Raw genomic sequence first — 21,555 nt, 5'->3', positions numbered from 1 at the left:
CCCTGGAGTCCCTGTTCAGCGACGCCCGTCGCTCGTGTTTCCCGGTGTGGGACACAGGGCCGGGTCCGTCGGAGCCCTGACCGTGACAGATCCTCCGGCGGCACGGCAGGCGGTCAGGACCCGGTGGTCGCCGCTCCGTGCAGCAGGTCCAGCGCCGCGTGCACGCCCGACGCGTCGAGCTGTCCGGGGGCGCTCACGCCGTCGGCCGTCGCCGCGGCGAAGGTCAGGCACGACCCGAAGGTCTCCCCGACGAGTCGCGACGCCGCCCCGAGCGGTCCCATCGACATGGTGACCGCCGGCACGAGCCCCGGGCCCGACCGGAAGTCGTCCGTCGCCGCGAGCAGGGTGAGCACGTCGGCCGGGCTCGACGGCATCGCCGCGAGCTTGACGACGTCGGCCCCGTGCTCCTGCTGCTGCAGCAGGCGCGACAGGATCTCGGCCCGCGACGGCGTGGCCGCGAAGTCGTGCGACGACATGACGACGACGACGCCCGCGTGGTGCGCGGTCTCGACCACCGCCTCCCGGACGTCGGGCTGGGTGAACATCTCGACGTCGACCGCGTCGACGACGCCGTCGCGGATCGTCCGCGTGAGCAGGTCGCCGTACTCCTCGGGCGTGATGTCGCGGTCGCCGCCCTCCTGCTTGGTGCGGAAGGTGAAGAGCACGGGCACGTCGTCGGGCAGCGCCGCCCTGACGGCCGCGACCGCCTCACGGACCTTCTCGGCGTCGTCGACAGCGGTGAGGTGGTCGACGCGCAGCTCGACGAGGTCGTAGGAGGCGCGGGTCAGGGAGCCGGCAGCCCCGCCGAGCGCCGAGGCGGTCCGGCCGACGAGGGGCACGCACACCGCGGGCCTGCCGTCGCCGAGCACGAGCGACCGCAGCGTCGCGGGCTGGGGCGTCGGGCGCACGTCAGGCCACCGCGGAGGTCGCCGGCGGCGTGCTCGTCGACCGCGTCGCCAGGCCGACGGCCGCGCGCATCGCCGAACGCACGCGGTCCTCGTCGTCGAGCGGCACCTCCTGCGGGAGTCCCGTGAAGAGGCGCACCTGCGACACCGCCTGCTCGACGAGCATGTCGAGGCCGCTGAACGCGATCCCGCCGTCGGCTGCCCAGGTCGACGCGATGCGGGTGGGCCACGGCTCGTAGGCGACGTCGAACAGGACGGACGACGCGCTCCGGGGACGCAGCGGCAGCGCGTCGGCGACCCCGCCGGGCAGGGTGCTGATGACGAAGTCGAGCGGGGCCAGCGTGCCGAGCTCGGTCAGGGGCGCGACGCTGATGTCGCAGCCCAGCTCGCTGGCGAGCGAGGTCAGCTCGCCGGCGCGCATCGGGTTCCGCAGGTGCACCGAGAACGAACGGGCGCCGAGCTGCCACGCAGCCCACATCGCCGAGGAGGCGGTGGCCCCGCCGCCGAGGATCGTCGCGCTCGCGGGGCGCGCGTCGTGGTGCGACTCGACCGAGCGGACGATGCCGTCGACGTCGGTGTTGTGGCCGTGGCGGCGACCGTCGTCGTCGATGACGACGGTGTTCGCGACGCCGAGCGAGGCCGCGAGCGGCGACACCGTGTCGAGCAGGGGCAGGACCTCGCGCTTCAGGGGCATCGTGAGGCTGAGGCCGCGCCAGGGGCGGGCGGCGGTGCCTGAGCCAGCCTGGTCGAGGAACTGCCCGAGCTCGCCCGAGGCGACCTCGGCACGGTCGTAGTGCCAGTCGAGCCCCAGCTGGGCGTAGGCCGCGCGGTGCAGGGCAGGCGACAGGGAGTGGGCGATCGGGGAGCCGAGCACGGCCAGGCGGCGGGGAGCAGCGGACAAATCGGGCACCTCTCGGACGGCGGACGGACGCGACACAGTATGCCCGGGGCCGCTGGGGCGACCCTGCTCCCGTCCGTGCCAGCATCGTCGGATGCAGATCCGCGCCTTCGACCCTGCCGACACCGAGCCCGTCGTCGCCCTCTGGCACGAGTGCGGCCTCACTCGCCCGTGGAACGACCCCCACCGCGACATCGAGCGCAAGCTGGCGGTGCAGCCCGAGCTGTTCCTCGTCGGCACCGAGCTCGTCGAGCCGCGCGCCGCGGAAGGCGACGGCGACGGCGACGGCGCGAGCGACGGCACCGACGGCGGCAGCACCGAGGAGGTGCTGGTCGCGACCGCGATGGCCGGTCACGACGGCCACCGCGGCTGGCTCTGGTACGTCGCCGTCGCGCCAGGGCACCGCGGCGGCGGCCGCGCTCGGCAGATCGTCGCCGAGGCCGAGCGTCTCCTCACGGAGGCCGGCTGCCCGAAGGTGATGCTGATGGTGCGCTCCGGCAACGACGCGGCCGCGGCCACGTGGGGCGGCCTCGGCTACGAGCCGGACGACGTCGCCGTGTACGGCAAGCGCCTGATCGCCGACTGACCCGCGCCCCCGGCGAGCGGCAGGCCCGAGCGGCCGGCGCGCAGACGCCGAGCAGCCGCCGCGCGGCATCGCTCAGTCGAGCGCCAGCAAGGCCGCCGCGCCGAGGGCGAGCACGAGCCCGCCGACCTGCGACCGGGTCAGCCGCTCGCGCAGCACGACGGCCGCGAGCACCACCGTCGCCGCCGAGTAGAGGGCGGTCAGCACGCTCATCACGGTGAGGTCCCCGACCCGCAGCCCCACGAGGATGAGCACGTTCGCCCCGCTGTCGGCGACGCCGCAGGCGACGGCCAGCCCGAGGGCGCGACGCAGGGGCAGCAGGTGCGGGCCGTCCTGCGGGTGCGCTCGCGCTCGCCGCCGCGTCCGGGCCCGGGCGACGACCAGCAGCACCAGCACCGTCCCGCCCGTCAGCACCAGGTTCGTCGCTCGGTTGGCGACGAGGGGCACGAGCCCGGAGTCGTCGGGCGTCCGGTCGAGGAACACCAGCACCAGCCCGATCCCCGCGCCCGCGCCGAGCGCCATCAGCAGCCCCCGTGCGCTCGGTCGCGGTGCGGCAGGGTCGGGGACGAATCCGACCAGCACCACCGCGACGAGGGCGAGCGCGATGCCGGCCCAGCCCGCCCCTCCCAGCCGGGAGCCCTGGGCCAGCCCCACGGCCACCGGCACGACGGCCGAGACGACCGCGGTCAGCGGCGAGAGGATGCTCATCGGCCCGAGCGCGAGGCACGCGTAGAGCAGCGCGAGGGCCACGGCGCCCGCGACGCCGCTGAGCAGGCCCCAGCCGACCGCGGACGTCGAGGCCGTGCCGGGAACGACGAGCAGCAGCAGGGCGAGCAGCACCAGTCCGCTCGCGGCGGCGATCGCGGTGACCCGCAGCGGGGCGAGGCGTCGCGCGGCGAGCCCGCCCAGGAAGTCGGCCGAGCCGTAGGAGGCGGCGGCCAGCAGGCCGAGGACGGCGGCGATCACGGCGACTCCAGGAGGTGCGGGGCGGGCCAGGACGACAGCTGTCGTCTCGCGAGACGGTCGTCGCGTTAACAACGGATGACGAAGCCGCGGGAGGCCTTGTCGGACTCCCAGCTGGATCTTATGGTCGTGGGGGCCGCCCCTCGACCGGGGGGCAGGCCGTCGGGGCCGATCCGGCCCCTCCACCTCGCAGCCCACCAGGAGACACACTCGTCATGCGCCCCCGCCCCACTGCCTCACCTCAGCGCGAGAACGGGGGCGGGCGACGTCGCCGCGCCGCCCTCTCGCTCGTCGCCGTCACCACGATGGGGCTCGGCGTGCTCGTCGCGGCCCCGGCCGCCCAGGCTGCTCCTGCGACGATCGACATCGTCGGCATCAACGACTTCCACGGCCGCATCGAGGCCGACGCACCCGGCTCTCGTGCATCCATCGCCGGGGCCGCAGTCCTGTCGAGCGCCGTCAAGGCGGTCGAGGCGGAGAACGCGAACACTCTCTTCGTCTCTGCCGGCGACAACATCGGCGCCTCGACGTTCACCTCGTTCATCCAGGACGACGAGCCGACGCTCGACGCCCTGAACGCCATGGGCCTCGACGTGAGCACCCCGGGCAACCACGAGTTCGACAAGGGGCAGCTCGACTTCAACGGCCGCGTGCGGACGAACAGCGAGTTCGACTACGTCAACGCCAACATCATGAAGGCCGACGGGACCAACGCCTACCGGCCCTACGAGGTCGAGACCATCGGCGGCGTTCGGGTCGCCTTCATCGGGGCCCTGACCGAGTCGATGCCCACCCTCGTCAGCCCGGGCGGCATCGAGGGCCTCTCCTTCGCGCCGATCGTGAAGTCCGTCAACGACACGGCTCGACAGATCGTCGAGGCGGACGAGGCGGACGCCATCGTCCTGCTCCTCCACGAGGGCGCTGAGACCGGCACGGAGGCAGCCGTCTCCGGCGACAACGCCTTCGGGGCGATCGCCAGAGGTGTCTCCGGCGACGTGTCCGCCATCTTCTCCGGCCACACGCACCAGGGCTACGACTACCTCGTGCAGCCGTCCGACGGCAAGGCGCCGCGAGCCGTGGTCCAGACCGGCAGCTACGGCACCAACCTGGCCCGGGTCACCATGAGCGTCGACCCTGAAGCGGCCACCTTCCGCGACAAGGTGACCATCGCCTCGAGCGAGCTCATCCCGCTCTACGACGCCTACGACCCCGACCCCGTCGTCGAGGCGATCGTGGACGCGGCCGTGGCGGTCGCACGCGACCGCGGCCAGGAAGTCATCGGCTCCGTCGGCGATTCCTTCGACCGTGCCTACGACTCCCTCCTCGACTCGTCCGGCATCCCCGTCGCCAACCGCGCGGGGGAGTCGACCCTGGGCAACTTCGTCGCCGACGTGCAGCTCTCCGCGACGACCGCGAACGGCGCCCAGCTCGCCCTGATGAACCCCGGCGGGCTCCGTGAGGACCTGTCCTACGTCGCGCCGGACGGCGCCGTCACGTACGAGGCGGCCGCGGCCGTGCAGCCATTCGCCAACACCCTCGTCGTCGTCGACATGACCGGCGCGGAGATCCGCCAGGCACTTGAGCAGCAGTGGCCCACGGCGACCCGCAGCACCACCTTGAAGCTGGGCACCTCCGCAGGCCTCACGTACACGTACGACCCGACGGCCGACACGGGCTCGCGCATCGGGGACGTGTTCCTCGAGGGCGCCGCGATCAACGACGCGGTCGTCTACAAGGTGACCGTCAACTCGTTCCTCGCCACCGGCGGCGACGGCTTCACGGCCTTCGCGAACGGGCGTGCGCACGCGGACAGCGGCAAGGTCGACCTGCAGAGCCAGCTCGAGTACTTCGATGCCCAGACCGAGCCGTCGTCGCCCGACTTCGCGTCGCGGTCCGTCGGGGTCTCCGGCGTCGCTCCCGCACCCGCGGGCGGCTTCGAGGCAGGCGACACCGTGTCGATGAGCTTGTCGTCGCTGGTGCTCAGCCAGCTCGGGTCGGACGGGCCGGTCTCGGTCACGGCCTCGCTCGACGGCGTCGAGCTCGCGTCGGCGCCCGTCGACGTCACCGTCCTCGACGCGGCCGACGAGCAGGGCCGCGCCGCCCTGACCGTCACCGTGCCCGAGGGCATCACCGCCCCGACGGCCGGACCGGTCACGCGCTCGCTCCGGATCGCGGTCGCCGGCACCGGCACCGAGGTCGACCTGCCGATCGTGTTCGCGGCGGCAGCGGCCCCCGTGGTCGTCGACCCGACCCCGACCGACCCGACCCCGACCGACCCGGCCCCGACCGACCCGACCACGCCCGGCACCCCGGGCACCGGTGCGGGCGCAGCCCCGGGCGCCGGCAACGGCGCGGGCTCGACTCCGCGCCCCGCCGCCGCGGGCGACCTGGCCTTCACCGGCTCGGACACGGCCACGACGGGCCTCCTCGCGGCACTCGCGCTGATGTTCGCCGGGGCCGGCGTGCTCACGGCCACGCGCCTCCGTCGCCGTCGTGCTCTGCTGGTCGAGACGGCCGACTGACCGGCATCCCGCACGTCGCTCGCGGCACCCGCCGGCCCGGTCGCACCTGCACAGGTGCGACCGGGCCGGCGGCGTTAACCTCGGGGGCGTGACCACCGCCTCCGTCGAGTACCACCGGCTGTTCCGCACCCTGCCGCGCTGGCGGTGGTGGCGGCCGCTGCTCGCGGCGGTGATCGGCGCCGTCCTCTACTGGGTGTTCGCCAACGCGATCGTGCTGGGCATCTTCGCCGTCCTGCGGGCGGTCGGCGGCCAGGAGCTGACGTCCACGGTGGCGCAGGGCGTCCAGGACGACCCGCTGGACGCCTCCCGGCCGCTCGTCCTGCTGACGACGCTCGCGTCCATCGCGACGCTGCTGCCCGCCGCGCTGCTCGCGACGAGGCTCGCGGGGCTCGGCCGTCTCGGGCAGCTCTCGAGCGTCACCGGCCGCCTGCGCTGGCGCTGGATGCTCCGCACCCTGCCCGCCGCCCTCGTGCTGATGGTGCTGACCGTCGGCCTGAGCTACCTGGTGCTGCCCCCGCTGACGGGCCAGGCGATCGGCACGGGGCCGGTCACGACGCCGACCGGGACGATCGTCTGGTCGGCGCTGGTGATCCTCCTGCTCGTGCCGCTGCAGGCCTCCGCCGAGGAGTACGTCTTCCGCGGCTTCGCGATGCAGGCGCTGGGCTCGTGGATCGTCTGGCCCGCGGTCGCGATCGTGCTGCCGACGGCCCTGTTCGCGCTGTCGCACGCCTACAACCCGTGGGGGATGCTCGACGTCGCCGTCTTCGGCGTCGCGGCTGCCTGGCTCACCTGGCGCACCGGGGGGCTCGAGGCCGCGATCGTCGGCCACGTGCTCAACAACACCGTGCTGTTCCTGCTGCTCGCGCCGTTCGCGGGGACCGAGGCGAGCGACGGCAGCCCGCTCGGCCTGGCCGTGACGGTCGTCTGCACGCCGGTCTGGATGTGGCTCGTGACCCGGGCCTTCCGCAGGTCGGGCGAGCGTCGTTCCTCCCCGGGGCTGCCCGATCCCGGCACCGTGCACGAGGAGGCGCGGGTCGGCTGAGCCTGTCGGCCCGGCCTCCTAGACTCGTCGCGTGACCGACCCCGCCGCACCCACCGCCCCCGCCGAGCCCTCCTCGTCGGGCCCCTCTGCGCCCCTCGAGGTGCTGCAGCGCGTGTTCGGCTACGACGCCTTCCGCGGCGACCAGGCGGCGATCATCGACCAGGTCGTCGGCGGCGGCGACGCCCTCGTGCTGATGCCCACCGGCGGCGGCAAGTCGCTCTGCTACCAGGTGCCCGCGATCGTCCGGCCGGGCACCGGCGTCGTCGTCTCGCCGCTGATCGCGCTGATGCAAGACCAGGTCGACGCCCTCGAGGCCGTCGGAGTGCGGGCGTCGTTCCTCAACTCGACGCAAGATCCCGACCAGCGCCGCGCCGTCGAGCAGGCCTTCGTCTCGGGCGAGCTCGACATGCTATACCTCGCTCCCGAGCGGCTCAAGCTCGACTCGACCAAGTCGCTGCTCGACCGCGGCAGGGTCTCGCTCTTCGCGATCGACGAGGCACACTGCGTGGCGCAGTGGGGTCACGACTTCCGCCCCGACTACCTCGAGCTGTCGGTGCTGCACGAGCGCTGGCCCGACGTGCCGCGCATCGCCCTGACCGCGACCGCTACCGAGACGACGCACCGCGAGATCTCGCGCCGACTCGAGCTCGACGACGCGGCGCACTTCGTCGCCGACTTCGACCGCCCCAACATCCAGTACCGCATCGAGGCGAAAGACGGCCCGCAGCAGCAGCTGCTGCGCTTCATCCGTGCCGAGCACGAGGGCGACGCGGGCATCGTCTACTGCCTGTCGCGCAAGTCGGTCGAGGGCACGGCAGAGTTCCTCGTGAAGCAGGGCATCGCCGCCCTGCCGTACCACGCGGGTCTCGACGCCGGCACGAGAGCGCGCAACCAGTCGCGGTTCCTCCGCGAGGACGGCATCGTGATGGTCGCCACCATCGCCTTCGGCATGGGCATCGACAAGCCCGACGTGCGGTTCGTCGCGCACCTCGACCTGCCGAAGTCGGTCGAGGGCTACTACCAGGAGACGGGCCGGGCGGGGCGCGACGGCCTGCCGTCGACCGCGTGGCTCGCCTACGGCCTGCAGGACGTGATGCAGCAGCGCCGCATGATCGACCAGTCCGAGGGCGACGCCGAGCACCGGCGCAAGCTCGGCGCGCACCTCGACGCGATGCTCGCCCTCTGCGAGACCGTCGAGTGCCGCCGGGTGCAGCTGCTCGGCTACTTCGGCCAGGCCAGCGCGCCGTGCCACAACTGCGACACCTGCCTGAACCCGCCGCAGTCCCTCGACGGCACCGTTCCCGCACAGAAGCTGCTGTCGACGATCGTCCGGCTCAAGCGCGAGCGGAACCAGCAGTTCGGCGCCGGGCAGGTCATCGACATCCTGCTCGGGCGGACCACCCCGCGCATCACCCAGAACCGCCACGAGCAGCTCTCCACGTTCGGCATCGGCACCGAGCTCAGCGAGATCGAGTGGCGCGGGGTGGTCCGGCAGCTGCTGGCCCAGTCGGTGCTGGCGGTCTCGCCCGACGGCTACGGCACCCTGCTCATCACCGACGCTGCCGCCGAGGTTCTGTCGGGGGCGAAGCAGGTCCGGCTCCGGAAGGAGCCGGAGAGGGCCCCGCGCGTCCGCGGCGCCCGAGGGTCGTCGGGCGGCGGCGGCTCGGGCTCGGGCTCCTCGCGCGGATCGCGTGGCGGCTCGGGGGCGGCCGACCTCGACGCGGCCGACGTGCCGCTGTTCGAGACGCTGCGCCAGTGGCGTGCGGGCATCGCGAAGGCGCAGGGCGTGCCGGCCTACGTCGTCTTCGGCGACGTGACGCTGCGCGGCATCGCGTCGACTCGCCCGGGCTCGAGGGGCGAGCTCGCCGGCATCAGCGGCGTCGGACAGAAGAAGCTCGACACCTACGGCCAGCAGGTGCTCGACGTCGTCTCGGGGGTCGCCCCCGAGGAGGCGGCGGCCCGGGCGGCCGGGGCGGACTCCGACCCCGACGGGGCCGGCTCCGGGGCGTCCGGTTCGGGCTCGGGCTCGGGTTCGGCGCCGTCGTTCGGTGCGGCCGGCCCGACCAGCCGCCCCGCTGCCGCTGCCGCTGCCGCTGCCGCTGCAGCTGCAGCGCGGGGGGCCCGCCGCCCGGCGCCGGCCGCGAGCGCGGCGGCGACGCCGGCGGCAGCCGACTCCGAGCCTTTCCCGTTCGACGACGAGCCGCCCTGGGACCCTTACGACGAGTCCGTCCCGCCCGACGACAGCTACTGACGCGGGCTGCGGCGCTGCCGCGCTGCCGGCGCTGGCCGCGCCCGCTCGGCCCGGCCGCCGCCTCCTCGACCGGCTCCGGCCGAGTCCCCACGTGGCAGCGACAAAGCGACGCGATGGATCGCGTCGCTTTGTCGCTCCCGCGGCGTTTCAGTCGTCCCTGCTCGCAACGACTCCGACGAGCGGGCCTGACTGACACTGAAGGGGCACAGTGACGCGGGGCCCCGCGTCACCTCGGCCCTTTCGAGGGGACACCCGCCTCTGACGGGGACCGGGCGCTGCCGGAGGTCAGCGGCGCGGGGTGGCCTGGTCGGCAGAGGCAGAGGCAGAGGCAGAGGCAGAGACAACTCCCGACGCGGGTGTGCTCACGGGCGCGGCCGCAGGCACGGCCCCGACGACGGCGACGGGCGCCGTCGGCGTCCGTCGCTCGGAGACCGGCCCCGCCGACCCGAGCCGCAGCTCCGTCGTCCGCTGCGCGAGCATCACGAGCGCAACGGTGAGCGCGACCATCGCGCCGAACCCGCCGAAGAAGGGGCCGCCGCCCAGTCGGGTCACGTACGCGGCCGAGAGCAGCACGGCGCTCGCGACGGGCGTCGTCAGGTAGGCCGCGCGCACCGGGGCCAACGGCACCCCGCCTCCTCGGGTCCCCTGCACGCGGAGCGCGACGAGCGTCGCGGCGACTGCGGTGAACAGCGCCCCGGCCGTCGCGTAGAGCATCGTCGCCGCGAGCGGGGCCACGGTGCCGGCGTGCCCAGCGTGGACAGCGCCGAGGACCGACAGCACGGCGAAGCCCACGTGCCAGACGGGCGCGACCAGCCAGGCGGCCCGGCGCGCTCGTCCTGCGGGCAGCGGCAGCACGCCGTCGAGCGGTCCGTCGACGAGGTCGCCCTGCGGTCGTCGTTCGTCGTCGAGTGCCAGCCCCCGCTGCGCCCCTGTGCCTCGTCCAGTGCCCACGCGGCGAGCCTAGGGACGGGCTCGGACGAGGCGCAATCCTCCCTCAGGAGGACACCCGTTGTCCCCGAACCGGGCGACTGCGGGCGACTGCGGGCGAGTCGGACGGTGTCGCCCGCCACCCGCCCGAGACCAGGAGGCGACCAGAAGGGTGAGTGGAAATCGCTTCTCGAGCGGCCCCGCATGCCCCGCTCGGCATGCGCCCTGCGCCACAGTGGTGCTGTGCTCACCATCCTCAGCCGCGTCGTGCTCGTGCCCCTCGTCCGGCTCCTCTGGCGCCCGAAGGTCGTCGGTCGGCGGAACGTGCCCCGGCGCGGAGCCGTGATCCTCGCGAGCAACCACCTCTCGTTCATGGACAGCGTCGTGATCACGCTCATGGCCCCGCGCGAGGTCTCGTTCCTCGCCAAGAACGCCTACTTCACGGGCACGGGCCTGAAGGGACGCCTCAGTCGTTCGTTCTTCTCGGGCATCGGCGCGATCGGCGTCGAGCGCGGTGCCGGCGCGGCCGCCCAGCAGGCCCTCGACCTCGGCCTCGACCGACTCGCCGGAGGGCACGCCTTCGCCATCTACCCCGAGGGCACCCGCTCGCTCGACGGCCGTCTCTACAGGGGCCGGACCGGGGTCGCCTGGCTCGCGCTCACGAGCGGCGCGCCGGTCGTGCCCGTCGCGCTGACCGGCACCCAGGAGCTGCAGCCGGTGGGCACGACGGTCCCGCGCCTCCGCCGGTTCACGGTAGAGTTCGGCGAGCCGATCGATCTCTCGCACCACGGCGACGCGAAGTCGGGCCGCGCACGGCGACACGCGACCGACGAGGTGATGGCGGCGATCCAGCGGCTCAGCGGCCAGGAGGAGGCGGGCGCGTACAACGAGCCGCCGGCGCCGTCGGTCGTCGAGCGGGTCCGCCGCGCGATCCGGCGCGATCCTCTCGGGTCGGGCGAGGTCGACTGACTCGGCCTGCGCCTCCTGCGGTCCCTGGAAGGGCCCCGAGGAGGCGCGGCGTCCGTCCCGGGTCCGGTGTCGGCGGCCGGGCGTACGGTCGACCCCGGCGGAGAGCGGGTCCGCCGAGGACGCCGACGAGAACGACGACGACACGGCCGGCGAGGTGCTCGGCCCGGACAGAGGAGCAGGCATGAGGGTCGCGGTGCTGGGCACGGGGATCATGGGGCAGGGCGTCGTCAGGACGCTGCTGCGCGAGGGGCACGACGTCACGGTGTGGAACCGCACGCGCGACAAGGCCGAGCCGCTCGCGGGCGACGGGGCGACCGTCGTCGGAACGGCGCGTGAGGCCGTCGACCGTGCCGAGGTGGTGGTCGCGGCGCTGTTCGACGGCGAGGCCGTCCTGAGCGTGCTGCGCGAGGCGACCGACCCCGGCACCTCGACCGGCGCCGGCACCTCGACCGACCCTGGCACCTCGACCGACCCGGGCACCCCGACCGACCCTGGCCCCGTCTGGGTCCAGGCGAGCACGATCGGCGCGGCCGACACCGCGCGGGTCGTCGACCTCGCCGCCGAGCGAGGCGTGCCGCTCGTCGAGGCGATGATGCTCGGCACGAAGAAGCCCGCCGAGACAGGCAACCTGGTCATGCTCGCGGCCGGCGACGCGGACCTCCTCGTCCGTGTGCGGCCCGTGCTCGACGCGATGGGCGCGAAGACCGTCGTCGCCGGCGACGACGTGGGCCAGGGCACGGCGCTGAAGCTCGCCACCAACGCGTGGATCGCGTCGATCACCGCGGCGACCGCCCAGTCGATCGCGCTGACCCGCTCGCTCGGGCTCGACCCGCAGCTGTTCCTCGACGCGATCGAGGGCGGCCAGGCCGACACTCCCTACGCGCACGTCAAGGGCGCGAGCATGATCGCCGGCGACTACCCGCCGCAGTTCGCGCTCGACGGCCTCCGCAAAGACGTCGCGCTCATGCGCGAGGCCGCCGCCGAGTCCGACACCGGCTTCGACACCTCCTTGTTGGAGGCGCTGGCCGGCCTCTACGGCACCGCCTCCGACCGCGGGCACGGCGGCGACGACATCGCCGCGGTGCGCACGGCCTTCACCGACTGACCGCCGGCCGAGACGGCGTCCCCGGGCCGCGTTCCTGAGAACCTCCCCCGCCCTGCCCGTCGTGCGGAATGACCTCGCCGGTCCCTGAGTTGGCACGCAGGTGCGCGACGACGGGCACGACCCCCGACGCGCCGCGAGGCGGCGCGGCCACCTCCTCCCCTCCACCGGAAAGGACCCCTTCGTGGATCTCTTCTCCTCCGCCGTCCTCGGCGACCTCGTCCTCTCGAACCGCGTCACCATGGCGCCGCTGACCCGCACCCGCGCAGACGCGGGCGACGTGCCCGGCGACGTCGTCGTCGAGCACTACGGCCAGCGCGCGACCCTCGGCATGATCGTCACGGAGGGCACCTACCCGACGCAGGAGGGCAAGGGCTACACCGGTCAGCCCGGCATCGTCACCGACGAGCAGGTCGCCGGCTGGAAGCGCGTGGCCGACGAGGTGCACGCGAAGGGCGGCACCATCGTCATGCAGGTCATGCACGCCGGTCGTGTCTCGCACCCCGACGTCACCGGCACCGACCGCATCGTCGCCCCGAGCGCCGTCGCCATCGACGGACAGGTGCACGTCCCCTCCGGCAAGGCCGACTTCCCCGTGCCGCACGCCCTCAGCACCGAGGAGGTGCGCCAGACCGTGCAGGACTTCGTCACCGCCTCGAAGCGCGCCGTCCTCGAGGCCGGCCTCGACGGCGTCGAGCTGCACAGCGCCAACGGGTACCTGCTGCACGAGTTCCTGTCGCCCGTGTCGAACGTCCGCACCGACGAGTACGGCGGCAGCCCCGCCGCGCGCGCCCGCCTCGGCATCGAGGTCGCCGAGGCCGTGTCCGCCGCGATCGGCGCGGGCCGCGTCGGCATCCGCATCTCGCCGATGCACAACATCCAGGACGTCGTCGAGACCGACCTCGACGACGTGACCGCGACCTACGACGCGCTGATGGACGGCCTCGCCCCCCTCGGCCTCGCCTACATGAGCGTCCTGCACTCCGACCCGCGTGGCGAGCTCGTCCAGCGCCTCCGCCGCCGCTTCGGCCAGGCGGTCGTGCTCAACAGCGGCTTCGGCACGGTCACCGACCTGGCCGAGGCGAAGGACCTGGTCGAGAACGGCCACGCCGACGCCGTCGCCGTCGGCCGCATGGCCATCGCGAACCCGGACCTCGTCGCCCGCTGGGAGCGCGAGACCGAGCTCAACGAGCCGAACCCCGCCACCTTCTACGCCGACGGGGCGACCGGCTACACCGACTACCCGACGCTCGAGTCCGTCTCGCGCTGACCTCGGGGCGCCCTCCGCGCCTCCGCCGTTCGTTCGGCTGCTCCTCTCGCCGATGACGAGCGGGCGTCCGGGCCCTCGCACCACCGGCCACGCCACGGCGTGCGGCCTGCACCTGCAGGGCGCACGCCGTCGTGCGTCCGCCCCCGATCGAGGCCTGTGCGACGTCGGCGGCGCGGGATACGATCGCCCCGGCGGACGCACCGGACGCCGTCCAGGAGCCGTCGCACCCGGCTCTGCCCGACAGGAGCAGCCCGTGTCGACGTCGATCCCTCCCTCGCCTGCCGAGCTCGAGCGCCTCGCGGGCCTCATCCGCCACGAGCTGACCGGGTCGGAGGTCGTCGTCGTCCCGTCCGCGTACTCCGCCGACCCGCGGGGGGCGGTCCGGGTGCGTCTCGGGCACCGGGCGTTCCTCGACCTCGCCGACGACGGGGCTGCCTGGTTCGTCGCCGGCCTCTGGTCCGACCAGGGCGGCGAGACCCCTCCGGGCGAGCGCCGTCGCGAACTCCTGGCCGTGCCGCTGCGGGCCGACGCGCCCGTCGTCGCGACCGCGGTCGTCGCCTCCGTCTGGCGCTGGGTCGAGGCGATCGGCCCGCGGGAGGCGGACGCTCCGTTCACGCGCTCGTCACGTTCCGCTCCTCCCGCGATCCCCGGCCCGGCGGTCTTCGGGGCGCCGGCTCCCGCGCCGTACGCGACGGCCGCGCCCGCCACGGGCCCCTTCGCCTCAGCCGCGCCCGCGACCACCTGGTCGGCTCCGGCCGCCCGACCTCGGCGGCCCCGCAAGGGCCTGCTGATCGGCGGCCTCGTGGCTGCCGGCCTGCTCGTGCTCACGGGCGGCACGGTCGCCGCCGTCGCCGTCGCGCACACCGCGGCCGAGCTCGCGTCCGCGTCGTCCCCGGGCGGCGGGTCCGTCGAGGCGGGCGGCGATCCCGGCGACGCAGGCGGCGACCCCGACGACACGGGCAGCGACCCCGGCGCGACCGGGGGCGTCCCCGACATCTCCGCGTTCGACCTCGCGGTCGGCGACTGCTTCGCCCTGGGGGAGGGCGACGCGACCGGGTCCGGCGAGATCGACGGTGTCGAGCTCCAGTCGTGCAACGACCAGCACGACAACGAGGCGTACCTCGTCTTCGACGCGACGCAGGCGAGCTGGCCGGGAGAGCGGGCCCTGTGGGACCTCGCCGACGAGGGCTGCTCCACCGGGTTCGAGGCGTTCGTCGGCATCCCGTGGGACGAATCGGTGGCCGACTACGCGTACCTGACGCCGACCGAGCAGAGCTGGTCCGAAGGCGACCATGACGTGCTCTGCTACGCGTGGATCGAGGGCGACACGTCGCCCGGCACCCTCGAGGGCTACGGGTACTGAAGACCGTCATCGGGCCGAGGGCCTCGCGTTCCGAGCTGCCGCCTAGGATCATCAGGACGCCCGCCCCCGATCGTCGCCGCCCCGCCCCGTGACCCCAGGAGCCCCCGTGCAGCTCGTCGACCGCCTCTTCCGCACCGACGAGTGGCGGACCGTGCCGAACGCGATCACGGCCCTCCGCCTCCTGCTGCTGCCGGTCTTCGTCGTCCTCATCGTCGGCGAGCGCTACTGGTCGTCGATGGTCGTCATCGCGATCGTGTTCCTCACCGACTTCGTCGACGGCTTCGTCGCACGCCGCACGAACACCACCTCCGAGCTGGGTGCCTGGCTCGACCCGGTGGCCGACCGGCTCACGGTCATCGTCGTGGTGCTGGCCTTCTGGCTGGGCGGGCTGCTCCCCGGGGTCGTCTTCCTCCTGATCTTGCTTCCCGACATCGTCCTGAGCCTCGTCGCCCTGATCGTCTTCGGCGGTGCATCGTTCCCCGTGACGTGGGTGGGCAAGATACGGACTGCCCTGATCTTCGTCGGGCTGCTCATGCTCCTCGTCGGGCGGGCCGTCATCGCCCAGTGGCGTGATGCCGACGACCAGCTCGACGTGCTCGGCCAACTGCTCGTCGTCGTCAGCAGCTTCGTGCTGCTGCTCGGGCTCGTCGGGCACTACGTCGCTGCGGTGCTCTACGGCCGCGACCTCGCCCGTCGCTGGCGAGCGCGCAGGGGCGGCGCCGCCGCCTGACCCGTCGCGCCGACCCGCTCGCCGGCGCCCGCCCGCCCGGAAGCCACCCGAGAGCGACAAGACGACGCGATCTTCCGCGTCGTCTTGTCGCTTTCGCGGAGGGACTGCGTGATCGCGCGCCTCTCGCGGGCGCCGCCCGCGGGAGCGCCTCAGGTCGCGTTCCAGAGTCCGCGGTAGAAGGCGGTCCGCACGGGGTCGGGGTCGATCTCGTAGGCGTCGAGCCAGACGGCCTCCCAGCCGGGGCCGTAGTTCCACTCGAGGCTCATGGTCGCGACGGCGATGTCGGCCCAGCGGTCGGCGACCCCGAGCGCGTCGAGGTCGACGTGCCCCGACCACGTCCCGTCGTCGAGCAGCAGCGTGTTCGGCACGCACGCGTCCCCGTGGCACACCACGAGCCGGTCGACCTCCGGGGCCGGCCCGAGCGAGTCGGGCTGCGAGTCGCGCTGCGAGCCGGGCTGCGACGCAGGAGGCGCGGTGCGCGCCCGCGCACTCGTCGCGATCCGGTCGTCGACCGACCAGCTGAACGGGCAGTCGTCCACCGGCAAGGTGTCGTGCAGCACGCGGAGCCCGTGCCCCGCCGCCCGCACGGCCCGCTCCGGGTCGCGCACCCAGCGCAGGTCGACGGCGCTCCGGCCCGGCAGGCCCGCCGTGACGAGGTGGTCGCCCTCGTCGTCGCTGCCGATCTCGAGCACCCGAGGCACCGTCGCGAAGTCCACGGCCCAGCGCAGGCGCATCTCCTCGGCGTGCAGGTCGAGCCCGCTGCCGTGCGGCGCCCACTTGGCGAACCGCCGGTCGGGACCGTCCCCGAGGCGGTACGTCACGCCTCCGGCCTCGTTCAGCCAGACCGGCGTGACGGTGTCGCCGTCGGCCGCGGCGAGCACGGGGGCCGGCACCACGAGGAGGCGGTCGTCGCCGCCCGAGGACGCGTCGGGGATCATCCGCCCACGCTACGGCAGCGCCCGCACAGCCCGCGGCGGCCCCCACCGCCCACAGCCGCGGGCGCCCACGCGGCCGCACCCGCCGAACCCGCGCGCACCCCTCGGCGCGCACGAGGGTGCGCGCGGGTTCGGCGGGTCCGGACGCGCGGCCCGCTCCGCCGGGCCGGGCCGCCGCCGCCCGCACACGACGAGGCCCGCCCCGCTCAGCGGGACGGGCCTCGTCGACGTACGTGCGCTCAGGTCAGCGCGAGGCCTTCTTGGCCTTCTTGATCGCGGCCTTGCGGGCGGTCGCGACGTTCTTCTTGGCGCTCTTGCGCGCCTTCTTCACCTGGGGGTCGTTCCAGAACGAGCCGACGTAGCCCGAGATCTGCTTGTAGCGACCGTGCCCGGCCTTCGCGCCGAAGGTGTAGGCGATGAACGCGATGATGGCGATGAGCAAGAAACGGAAACTCATGGGTCCTCCCAGGGAACGTTGACGTGTTCCTCGACGCTAGTCCCCACGCCTGTGCGGCGTCTCGCCCGCACGGATGAGACCGCCGAGAGCGCAGTCAGCGGCCAGCGGCCAGCAGTCGGCGGCCAGCCGCACCCGGCGCGACCCTCGTCGCCGCCTGCAACCGCCCGGAAACACCCTCGCAACACCTCGTCAGTAGCGTCGAGCCATGGCAGACCTCTTCGACCGCTACGCCGCCGGCACCGCGGCCCGGGGCGTCTCCGAGGGCCGGCCTGTCCGCCCCGGCCAGCCTGCAGGACCAGGCCGGCCCGCGCCTCCCTGGGACGAGATGTTCGCCTCCGACCGAGAGGTCCGCAGGGCCTACCAGGAGATCCACGCGACCCTCGAGGGCATGACGCAGGACGACCTGCGCGGCCGCACCGCCGCCCTCGCCGACTCCTACCTCGCGCAGGGCGTCACGTTCGACTTCGCCGGAGAGGAGCGGCCGTTCCCCCTCGACGCCGTGCCCCGCGTGATCGAGCACGACGAGTGGCAGGACGTCGAGAAGGGCGTGAAGCAGCGCGTCAAGGCGCTCGAGGCGTTCCTCGCCGACGTCTACGGCCCGCAGCGGGCCGTCGCCGACGGGGTGATCCCCGCGGGGCTGATCACGAGCTCGAGCCACTTCCACCGTCAGGCCGCAGGCATCGACCCGGCGAACGGCGTGCGCATCCAGGTCAGCGGCATCGACCTGATCCGCGACGAGGCGGGCGCCTGGTGCGTCCTCGAGGACAACGTCCGCGTGCCCAGCGGGGTCAGCTACGTGATCTCGAACCGGCGGGTGATGGCACAGACGCTGCCCGAGCTCTTCGTCTCGATGAAGGTGCGCCCCGTGGGCGACTATCCCGCGCGCCTCCTCGCGGCCCTGAAGAAGAGCGCGCCGTCGGGGGTCGACGAGCCGACGGTGGTCGTGCTGACCCCCGGGGTCTTCAACTCGGCGTACTACGAGCACACGCTGCTGGCCCGGCTGATGGGCGTCGAGCTCGTCGAGGGCCGCGACCTCTACTGCTCGGGCGGCCGCGTGTTCATGCGCACCACGGGCGGTCCCGAGCGCGTCGACGTGATCTACCGCCGGGTCGACGACGAGTTCCTCGACCCGCTGCAGTTCCGTGCCGACTCGGTGCTCGGCTCGCCGGGCCTGTTGATGGCGGCGCGCCTCGGCACCGTCACCATCGCGAACGCGGTCGGCAACGGCGTCGCCGACGACAAGCTCGTCTACACGTACCTGCCCGAGCTGATCCGGTACTACCTGGGCGAGGAGGCGCTGCTGCCGAACGTGCGGACCTGGCGCCTCGAGGACCCCGGCGCGCTCGAGGAGGTGCTCGACCGCCTCGACGAGCTCGTGGTCAAGCCCGTCGACGGCTCCGGCGGCAAGGGCCTCGTCGTGGGGCCTGCCGCCAGCCGACGCGAGCTCGACGAGCTGCGGACCCGCCTGCAGGCGGACCCGCGCGGCTGGATCGCCCAGCCCGTCGTGCAGCTGAGCACCATCCCGACCCTCGTCGACGACGGCCTGCAGCCCCGTCACGCCGACCTGCGGCCCTTCGCCGTGCACGACGGCGACGACGTCTGGGTGCTGCCCGGCGGGCTGACGCGGGTGGCCCTGCCCGAGGGCCAGCTGGTCGTGAACAGCAGCCAGGGAGGCGGGTCGAAGGACACCTGGGTCGTCGGCGGCGACGTGGCGGCCTGGGCAGGGCACGACGTGAGCGCCCTCATCGCGGAGCAGACGACGCCGACGCAGTCGATACCGGTGATCACGCCGGAGGCGGCGGCCGCGGCGGCAGCGGCGGCCGCGGACCACACTCCCGACCACGCCCCGCAGGACGACCCCCGCAACGACCAGCAGGCGCAGCAGCAGCAACAGCAGCAACAGCAGCAGGCGAGACCCGCCACCACGACCGAAGGACGACCATGCTGAGCCGCATCGCCGAGAGCCTCTTCTGGATCGGCCGGTACATCGAGCGGTCCGACGGGACGGCGCGCATCCTCGACGTGCACCTCCAGCTGCTGCTCGAGGACCCGTGGATCGACGAGGACACCGCCTGCCGCAGCCTGCTCTCGGTCATGGGCAGCGAGGCGGCCTCCGACGTGGCGCTCACGCGGGGCGACGTGCTCGCGCGGCTGGCCGTCGACCGGCACGACCCGGCCTCCATCGCGTACTCGCTCGGCGCCGCGCGCGAGAACGCCCGGCGGGCCCGCGAGATCGTCTCGACCGAGCTCTGGGAGTGCCTGAACACGACCCGCGCCCGCATGCCGCGCAAGGTCGCGGGCGACAAGGTGCACGAGTTCTTCGCCTGGGTGCGCGAGAGGAGCGCACTCGCCGTCGGCATCATCGAGAGCGCGACGAGCCGCGACGAGGTCTGGCAGTTCTTCACCCTCGGCCGCTCGATCGAGCGCGCGGACATGACGGCGCGGCTGCTCGCGACGCGCACGCTGACCGAGGCGTCGGGGCCGTCGTGGACGACGATCCTCCGCTCGTGCGGCGCCTACGAGGCCTACCTGCGCACCTACCGGGGCGTGCCGAGCGCCCGCAACGCGGCGGAGTTCCTGCTGCTCGACCGGTTGTTCCCGCGCAGCGTGATGTTCGCGGTCAGCCGTGCCGAGGCGTGCCTCCGCGAGGTCGAGCCGTCGAACGGGCGCGTCATCGCGACCGACGGGGGCGTGCGCATCCTCGGGCAGATGCGCAGCGAGCTCGAGTTCCGGCCGATCGGCGACATCCTCGACGACCTGCCCGCCCAGATGGACGCGGTCCAGGCGGCGACGAGTGCCGCCTCCGAGGCCATCCGGCAGCGGTACTTCCCGACCAGCGCGGCGCCGACCTGGGTCGGTGAGCGGTCGTGAGCCGGCTGCGGATCCGTCACCACACCGGCTTCTCCTACGCCGGGGAGGCCGTCGCGAGCTACAACGAGGCGCGCATGCTGCCGGCGCACGCCGAGGGGCAGTTCGTGCTGTCGTCCCACCTCCGCATCGACCCGGCGGCGGGCACGCACGAGTACGTCGACTACTGGGGCACCCGGGTGTCGGCGTTCGAGGTGCTGCTGCCGCACCGGCAGCTCTCGCTCACGGCGACCTCGACCGTCGAGCTGAGGCCGGTGCTGCACCCCGAGACGACGACCGGCTGGGACGACCTCGCCCGCGTCGCCGGCGCCACCGCCCAGTTCGTCGAGCACCTCGAGCAGACGCCGCTGACCGCGCCGCCGGCCGACCTCGTCGACCTGGCGCTCGAGGCCCGCGGGGCGTCGACGTCGCCCTGCTCGACCGCGATGGAGATCTGCCAGCGCGTAGGAGGCGCGGTGCAGTACCTGCCCGGCGTCACGAACGTGAAGACGACGGCCGCCGAGAGCTGGGCCGCCCGGGCCGGGGTCTGCCAGGACATCGCGCACGTGACCGTGGGGGCGCTCCGCGCGGCGGGGATCCCGGCGCGGTACGTCAGCGGGTATCTGCACCCCCGGCCGTCGGCCGAGCTGCGCGAGACCGTCACGGGAGAGTCGCACGCCTGGATCGAGTGGTTCTGCGGTGCCTGGCACGGCTACGACCCCACCAACCTGATCGACATCGGCGAGCGTCACGTGGTCGTCGGCCACGGCCGCGACTACCGCGACGTGCCGCCGTTGCGCGGGGTCTACGCGGGGTCGGGCGCGTCGTCGCTGTTCGTGACCGTGGAGATCACGCGCGAGGCGTAGCCGGCTCAGCAGCGGGCGAACGAGTACGCGGGGTCGTCGGGGGTGACGAGGTCACGGTCGCGCACCACCGTGCTGCGCGGGGTCGACTCCCGCGAGCAGAGCCCCTCGACCGTGTCGCGGAGGTCGTCCGTGTACTCGACCGCGAGCACGCGCTCCCCGTAGACGGACGTGAAGGCGTCGCACTCGGCGTAGCGGTCGCACTCCTCGACGACGGCGAAGTCGAAGCCGATCTCGTCACGGCCGCGCCCCTCCAGCTCGGCGGTGTTCTTCTGGCCGGCGAGCAGCCCGGCGTCGTGGGCCTCACCGACGAGCAACGTCGCGAAGGCGACCGCGTCGTCGAGGTCGAAGGCGCCGTCCGACCGGGTGTACGAGTCGAGGTTGTCGAACTCGACGGCGTCGAAGCCGTCGTCCGCGCAGCCCTGGACGGTCGAGCGCATCCGCTCGGCCACCGCCTCCCTCGTGGTCGCGTCGGCCAGGTCGAAGAGGTGCTCGTCGGGCCAGCCGGGGTCGACCAGCAGCTCACCGGAGGAGCGGTGCAGCAACCACTCGTCGGGCCACTCCACGCCCGGCTGGGTCTGGAACCCGTTCACGTAGCAGACGTTCCACACCCCGGAGGCAGGCTGCTCGGTGCTGTCGCGCACGACGATCCCGGTGCCGCTCGGCGGGTCGTACGCGCCGCCCAGCTGGTAGTCGAGGGCCGCGCCGACGGGGAAGCCGTCGGCGTCGGGGGTGGCCGGGGGCATCGTCTCGACGAGGAGGGGAGCACTGGCGCCGGACTCGCTCGGCGTGCAGCCCGTCAGAGCGAGGGCGACGACGACGATCCCCGCGGCGGCGGCGGCGGTGCCGACCGCCCTGGCCGCGGCTGTCCTGGGTCTGCGCATGCAGCGAGCATAGGTCCCCGGACAGCTGCGGCCGCAGCGGCGGC

Annotated in this window: 19 protein-coding genes; 12 read left to right on the top strand and 7 right to left on the bottom strand. The window is 73.8% G+C overall.

The features are described from left to right. Window positions 1–113 precede the first annotated feature (113 nt). Complete coding sequence (aroD, locus tag ES689_RS14675; protein ID WP_146906186.1) at window positions 114–908, bottom strand: type I 3-dehydroquinate dehydratase; 795 nt, start codon at window positions 906–908, stop codon at window positions 114–116. A gap of 1 nt (window position 909) precedes the next feature. After that, window positions 910–1,806, bottom strand: a complete 897-nt coding sequence (locus ES689_RS14670) for a shikimate dehydrogenase (protein WP_223269633.1) — start codon at window positions 1,804–1,806, stop codon at window positions 910–912. A gap of 91 nt (window positions 1,807–1,897) precedes the next feature. Here ES689_RS14670 and ES689_RS14665 point away from each other — a divergent pair, with 91 nt between their 5' ends. Further along, window positions 1,898–2,389, top strand: a complete 492-nt coding sequence (locus ES689_RS14665) for a GNAT family N-acetyltransferase (protein WP_146906182.1) — start codon at window positions 1,898–1,900, stop codon at window positions 2,387–2,389. Between the two features lie 72 nt (window positions 2,390–2,461). Here ES689_RS14665 and ES689_RS14660 read toward each other — a convergent pair whose 3' ends face one another. Then, complete coding sequence (locus ES689_RS14660) at window positions 2,462–3,352, bottom strand: EamA family transporter (RefSeq protein ID WP_146906180.1); 891 nt, start codon at window positions 3,350–3,352, stop codon at window positions 2,462–2,464. Window positions 3,353–3,564: 212 nt separating this feature from the next. Between ES689_RS14660 and ES689_RS14655 the strand changes: the two genes are divergently transcribed. The 3 genes from ES689_RS14655 (at window position 3,565) to recQ (ending at window position 9,164) form a co-directional block, all read left to right on the top strand. Continuing rightward, a complete protein-coding gene (locus ES689_RS14655; protein ID WP_146906178.1) occupies window positions 3,565–5,871 on the top strand; it encodes a bifunctional UDP-sugar hydrolase/5'-nucleotidase in 2,307 nt (768 codons plus the stop codon). Window positions 5,872–5,959: 88 nt separating this feature from the next. Beyond that, window positions 5,960–6,913 carry a CPBP family intramembrane glutamic endopeptidase gene (locus ES689_RS14650; protein WP_146906176.1) on the top strand — a complete coding sequence of 318 codons (954 nt, stop codon included), beginning with the start codon at window positions 5,960–5,962 and terminating at the stop codon, window positions 6,911–6,913. A gap of 31 nt (window positions 6,914–6,944) precedes the next feature. Next, the gene (recQ, locus tag ES689_RS14645; protein ID WP_146906174.1) at window positions 6,945–9,164 is read left to right on the top strand and encodes a DNA helicase RecQ; all 2,220 of its coding nucleotides are present in this window, start codon (window positions 6,945–6,947) and stop codon (window positions 9,162–9,164) included. A 285-nt stretch (window positions 9,165–9,449) separates the two neighbouring features. Here the strand turns inward: recQ and ES689_RS14640 are convergent, their stop codons facing one another. After that, a complete protein-coding gene (locus tag ES689_RS14640; RefSeq protein ID WP_146906172.1) occupies window positions 9,450–10,115 on the bottom strand; it encodes a hypothetical protein in 666 nt (221 codons plus the stop codon). A 180-nt stretch (window positions 10,116–10,295) separates the two neighbouring features. Here ES689_RS14640 and ES689_RS14635 point away from each other — a divergent pair, with 180 nt between their 5' ends. From ES689_RS14635 to ES689_RS14615, 5 genes are all read left to right on the top strand, one after another. Continuing rightward, on the top strand, window positions 10,296–11,060 hold the full coding sequence (locus ES689_RS14635) for a 1-acyl-sn-glycerol-3-phosphate acyltransferase (RefSeq protein ID WP_146906170.1): 765 nt from the start codon (window positions 10,296–10,298) through the stop codon (window positions 11,058–11,060). Between the two features lie 181 nt (window positions 11,061–11,241). Beyond that, the gene (locus ES689_RS14630) at window positions 11,242–12,165 is read left to right on the top strand and encodes an NAD(P)-dependent oxidoreductase (protein ID WP_191330511.1); all 924 of its coding nucleotides are present in this window, start codon (window positions 11,242–11,244) and stop codon (window positions 12,163–12,165) included. A gap of 181 nt (window positions 12,166–12,346) precedes the next feature. Then, a complete protein-coding gene (locus ES689_RS14625) occupies window positions 12,347–13,432 on the top strand; it encodes an alkene reductase (protein WP_146906168.1) in 1,086 nt (361 codons plus the stop codon). 253 nt (window positions 13,433–13,685) lie between these two features. Continuing rightward, the gene (locus ES689_RS14620) at window positions 13,686–14,795 is read left to right on the top strand and encodes a septum formation family protein (RefSeq protein WP_146906166.1); all 1,110 of its coding nucleotides are present in this window, start codon (window positions 13,686–13,688) and stop codon (window positions 14,793–14,795) included. Window positions 14,796–14,901: 106 nt separating this feature from the next. Further along, window positions 14,902–15,525: a CDP-alcohol phosphatidyltransferase family protein gene (locus ES689_RS14615; RefSeq protein WP_191330509.1), complete on the top strand. Its 624-nt coding sequence runs from the start codon at window positions 14,902–14,904 to the stop codon at window positions 15,523–15,525. 149 nt (window positions 15,526–15,674) lie between these two features. On the opposite strand, the gene ES689_RS14610 is transcribed toward ES689_RS14615, so the two are convergent. Together ES689_RS14610 and ES689_RS14605 are read right to left on the bottom strand one after the other, a co-directional pair. Beyond that, window positions 15,675–16,463, bottom strand: coding sequence for an aminoglycoside 3'-phosphotransferase (locus ES689_RS14610; protein ID WP_146906161.1), 789 nt, complete (start codon window positions 16,461–16,463; stop codon window positions 15,675–15,677). Between the two features lie 241 nt (window positions 16,464–16,704). Next, on the bottom strand, window positions 16,705–16,917 hold the full coding sequence (locus tag ES689_RS14605) for a hypothetical protein (RefSeq protein ID WP_146906159.1): 213 nt from the start codon (window positions 16,915–16,917) through the stop codon (window positions 16,705–16,707). Window positions 16,918–17,122: 205 nt separating this feature from the next. Between ES689_RS14605 and ES689_RS14600 the strand changes: the two genes are divergently transcribed. Genes ES689_RS14600 through ES689_RS14590 form a run of 3 tightly spaced genes read left to right on the top strand, consistent with a single transcriptional unit; the run spans window position 17,123 to window position 20,630 of the window. Beyond that, on the top strand, window positions 17,123–18,865 hold the full coding sequence (locus ES689_RS14600) for a circularly permuted type 2 ATP-grasp protein (RefSeq protein ID WP_146906157.1): 1,743 nt from the start codon (window positions 17,123–17,125) through the stop codon (window positions 18,863–18,865). Then, window positions 18,859–19,788 carry an alpha-E domain-containing protein gene (locus ES689_RS14595; RefSeq protein WP_133738954.1) on the top strand — a complete coding sequence of 310 codons (930 nt, stop codon included), beginning with the start codon at window positions 18,859–18,861 and terminating at the stop codon, window positions 19,786–19,788. The genes ES689_RS14600 and ES689_RS14595 overlap by 7 nt, the downstream gene beginning before the upstream one ends. After that, complete coding sequence (locus tag ES689_RS14590; RefSeq protein ID WP_146906155.1) at window positions 19,785–20,630, top strand: transglutaminase family protein; 846 nt, start codon at window positions 19,785–19,787, stop codon at window positions 20,628–20,630. Before ES689_RS14595 ends, ES689_RS14590 begins: the two co-directional genes overlap by 4 nt. A gap of 5 nt (window positions 20,631–20,635) precedes the next feature. On the opposite strand, the gene ES689_RS14585 is transcribed toward ES689_RS14590, so the two are convergent. After that, complete coding sequence (locus ES689_RS14585) at window positions 20,636–21,511, bottom strand: endo alpha-1,4 polygalactosaminidase (RefSeq protein ID WP_146906153.1); 876 nt, start codon at window positions 21,509–21,511, stop codon at window positions 20,636–20,638. Window positions 21,512–21,555 lie beyond the last annotated feature (44 nt).

Origin of the sequence: Frigoribacterium sp. ACAM 257, assembly GCF_007954365.1 — a bacterium.
Lineage (GTDB): Bacteria > Actinomycetota > Actinomycetes > Actinomycetales > Microbacteriaceae > Frigoribacterium.
The sequence above is the reverse complement of the archived record's forward strand: the minus strand, read 5'-3'. Positions and strand labels throughout refer to the sequence as shown.